At 40.4% G+C, this 3540-nt stretch carries 4 protein-coding genes; 1 reads left to right on the top strand and 3 read right to left on the bottom strand.

From position 1 onward, the window contains the following. The 3 genes from BIZ38_RS21535 to BIZ38_RS21545 all read right to left on the bottom strand — a co-directional run. Nucleotides 1-363, bottom strand: a 363-nt coding sequence (locus tag BIZ38_RS21535; RefSeq protein ID WP_187491278.1) for a cbb3-type cytochrome c oxidase subunit I, incomplete at its 3' end; no start/stop codon positions are given. 2 nt (nucleotides 364-365) lie between these two features. Beyond that, nucleotides 366-1280, bottom strand: a complete 915-nt coding sequence (gene cyoA, locus BIZ38_RS21540; protein WP_054562298.1) for a ubiquinol oxidase subunit II — start codon at nucleotides 1278-1280, stop codon at nucleotides 366-368. Nucleotides 1281-1519: 239 nt separating this feature from the next. Continuing rightward, nucleotides 1520-1939: a hypothetical protein gene (locus tag BIZ38_RS21545; protein ID WP_063706310.1), complete on the bottom strand. Its 420-nt coding sequence runs from the start codon at nucleotides 1937-1939 to the stop codon at nucleotides 1520-1522. A 414-nt stretch (nucleotides 1940-2353) separates the two neighbouring features. Here BIZ38_RS21545 and BIZ38_RS21550 point away from each other — a divergent pair. Next, nucleotides 2354-3540, top strand: a 1187-nt coding sequence (locus BIZ38_RS21550) for a M14 family zinc carboxypeptidase (protein ID WP_187491279.1), incomplete at its 3' end; no start/stop codon positions are given.

Consider the following 3540-nt stretch of genomic DNA (forward strand, 5'->3'; position numbering starts at 1 on the left):
AATAAACGTCATCGCCATAAAGATGATCATGATCACCCCGTGTGCCGTAAATATTTGGTCATAGTGCTCTGGTGGTAAGTAACCACTTGCACCGCCAGTAGCCATTGCTAATTGCAGTCGCATCATAATGGCATCCGCGAAACCACGGAAAAGCATGATAAGCGCAAGAATGATGTACATAACACCTAAACGCTTATGGTCAATTGAGGTGATCCAGTCGTGCCAAATCACGCCCCACTTTTTATATTTTGTTACTAAGCCTGCCACTAACAGACCTAAGACAGCAACAACCGTCATGGTAACCATGATAATTGGTTCATGAAACGGGATTGCGTCTAATGTTAATTTACCTAACAACGACATGATTATTCCTCGTCCTCGCTGTGCTTCTTATGAGCTGAGTGCTCTGGCATAGCGTGTTGCATTGCACCGTGAGAGCCATGCGCTTGCATATATTTCATTACGATTGAATGGAACATATCTTTATCTACGCTGGCATAGTATTTAACTGGGTCGTATTCACTTGGTTTTGCAAGTTCAACATAGCTTTGCTTAGTCAATGCAGAACCAGTATTTTTTACTTTGTTTACCCAAGCATCGAAATCAGCTTCTGTGGCTGTTGCAATGGCATCGAACTTCATACCAGTGAAACCTGCACCACTGTAGTTAGCAGAAAAGCCTTTAAAAGTACCCGGCTCATCAGCGATTAAGTGAAGCTTTGTTTCCATGCCTGCCATTGAATAAATTTGGCTACCAAGCTGTGGAATGAAAAACGAGTTCATGGTGCTTTCTGAGGTGATCTTGTACTGCACTGGCACATTGGCAGGAAAAACAAGCTCATTCACTGTGGCGATGCCTTGCTCTGGATAAATGAATAGCCATTTCCAGTTCAAAGAAACAACCTCAACAGTAAGGTGCTTACCTTTACCCTCAAGTGGTTTATATGGGTCAAGTTGTTGCGTTGACTGCCACGTGATCACACCTAAAATCGCAACGATGATGATAGGAATGGTCCAAACTACAGCTTCAATCTTATTAGAGTGCGCCCACTTTGGAGCGTAAATTTCTTGATCTCGTCCATCACGGTATTTCCATGCAAAATAAATTGTCATGGCAATAACTGGAATCACAACAATCAGCATTAACACCGTAGCTACGATAATTAAATACTTCTCGTCGACACCAATTTGACCTTTTGGATCGAGTACCCCGCCTTTACAGCCAGACAAAGCCAGCACTAAAGACGCTAGAGCAATATTACAAAGGTTTCGAATTGACAAAGGAATATCCTACAACCTAAAAGTTAACACTTGTCGAAATAAGAACACGACGCTTTTCTGCAACTGATGCTACAGATATCCCTCAGCTGACTAACAAGCACGACAAATCGGCACGCTAAAAAGTGAGAGATTTTATTAGGTTGGCTGACTGAAATTTGGGCGTAAAAAACCCACTAGGTGCTTAGTAAAGACAACTTAGAAAATGACTAAAATGGCTGAACTTAAGCAACAAAGCTTATTTACAGACAACCACTTACACGAGGAGGAGCACGACAGCCATGAGCGCTGTGTACTACTAAAGACTTTATCGTTTCACGCGCAGCGAAGGCCGCTTTACGTAAAATGACACCTGCACGACGCGCAGGGAAGAAATGGAAGACCAACCAGCATAAACCAATAAGTAATTGGCAAGACACCACAGGGTAAGCTAAAAAACTCAACACATTAAGTAATGGGGTTTCGTATAAAGCACCTTCACTTAATAAACTTCTTAGCCCGTGAGCATCTTCTAATGTACCATTGATTAGCATGGCTGAATTAATCAGCAACAAGGCTAAAACTGACATTAGTTCTTTGCCAGCAAAAAACGCACGCGCAGCCAATTGCAACCTAGCTAAGCTAGACTGTTTGACACCTTGTGACTGATTAATTGCTCGCAAAACTCACGCCTTTTATCGCTTTTACTGCATTTTAGGTAAATGGCTTACCCTATTTTTTAATGCGGTAACATGATCTTCATCAATAAAGTTTCAGTAATTACTGAAATTTCGATGTGGAGTATAACAAAGTCAACAGACGGTACAAGTAGAATTTTACAGCACACGGTTAAGTATTGTTTAGCCATTTGATAATAAACTGTAAAAAAACAAACCTATTGAAGCTAAGTACTTAAAAGTAATACTGTATTTTATATAGCGTAAAGCTATGAAGAAAAAGAAAATAGCATAAAAATAGCGATTTAAAGCATACTTAGTCAGTAGCAATCGAAGCTTTAATACTGAACAAGGATTAGCCAAAGGCGCTAAAATATAATATTCTACAGAATGTCAAAATAAAGAATAAAAGAGATAATTATGCACCTATATGTACTCGCCACAGCCCTTTTAGCACTAAGTACCAGTACACTTGCAAATACGATTGAAGACACCGCTGTAGCTGGCTTAGATAAACCTGCGATTTACTACGCCGATATAGAGCCACACTTAAAAAGCGCAGCAAAACACCCAAGCGTTACACTAAAACAAATCGGCACCTCTTTCCAAGGACAGGCACTTAATTCTCTAAAAATCGGCACCGGCCCAATCAAAGTGATGATGTGGAGCCAAATGCACGGCGACGAAAACACAGCTACTGCCGCACTAATGGATTTTTTAAGCTTTATAACCGCAGATGAAAACGCACAATGGCTAGAAAGCTGGCAACAAAAAGTAACTCTTCTCATTATCCCTATGGTGAACCCAGACGGCGCGGCAGCTCAAACTCGCCATAATGCACAAGGTATTGATTTAAATCGTGATGCAAAAGCCCTTCGCACAAAAGAAGGACAAATACTCATGACTGCGGCTGATGAATTCAAACCTGATTTCGGCTTTAATTTACATGATCAGAATGCCTATTACGGTGCCGGAAAAATGGGAGAACAAGCCACTATTTCAGTGCTAGCACCCGCCTATAATGAAGCAAGAGAAGTGAATAAAATTCGTGGTGAGGCTATGCAATTTATTGCTCATTTAGCCAAAACGGTTGAAACCATGATCCCAGGGCACTTGGGGAAGTACAACGACAGTTACTCTTATCGCAGTTTTGGAGATACTTTTTCGGAAAAAGGTATCCGAACTATATTAATTGAATCAGGTGCTTACCCAAACGACCCAAACCGACAAATAGCCCGTAAAGTTAACCGTGTTTTATATAAAAAGACTATTGATTCAATAACTTCACAGGAATGGAAAAGCGCTAAAATAGCCCAGTACCACGCTATTCCATTTAATGCTAAAGACAATTGGGTAGACTTACTAATAGATGATGTAACTGTAAAGAGTGAGCTAGGTGATTATCAGATAGATATTGCAATAAACAACAAAGGACAGTCACCCATTATTAAAGAGTTGGGGGATATAAGCAGTATCCGCCAAGGTTACACGAGTTTAGATGCAAGCAACCTGAACTTTAGAACCGGTAACAGTTTTGTTTTAAATGAGTCGTTAACGCTTACCGAAAATAAATATAAAGAGCTTTTAATACAAGGCTATAGTTGCTT

Source organism: Pseudoalteromonas sp. BZK2 (assembly GCF_014349195.1).
Classification (GTDB): domain Bacteria; phylum Pseudomonadota; class Gammaproteobacteria; order Enterobacterales; family Alteromonadaceae; genus Pseudoalteromonas; species Pseudoalteromonas simplex.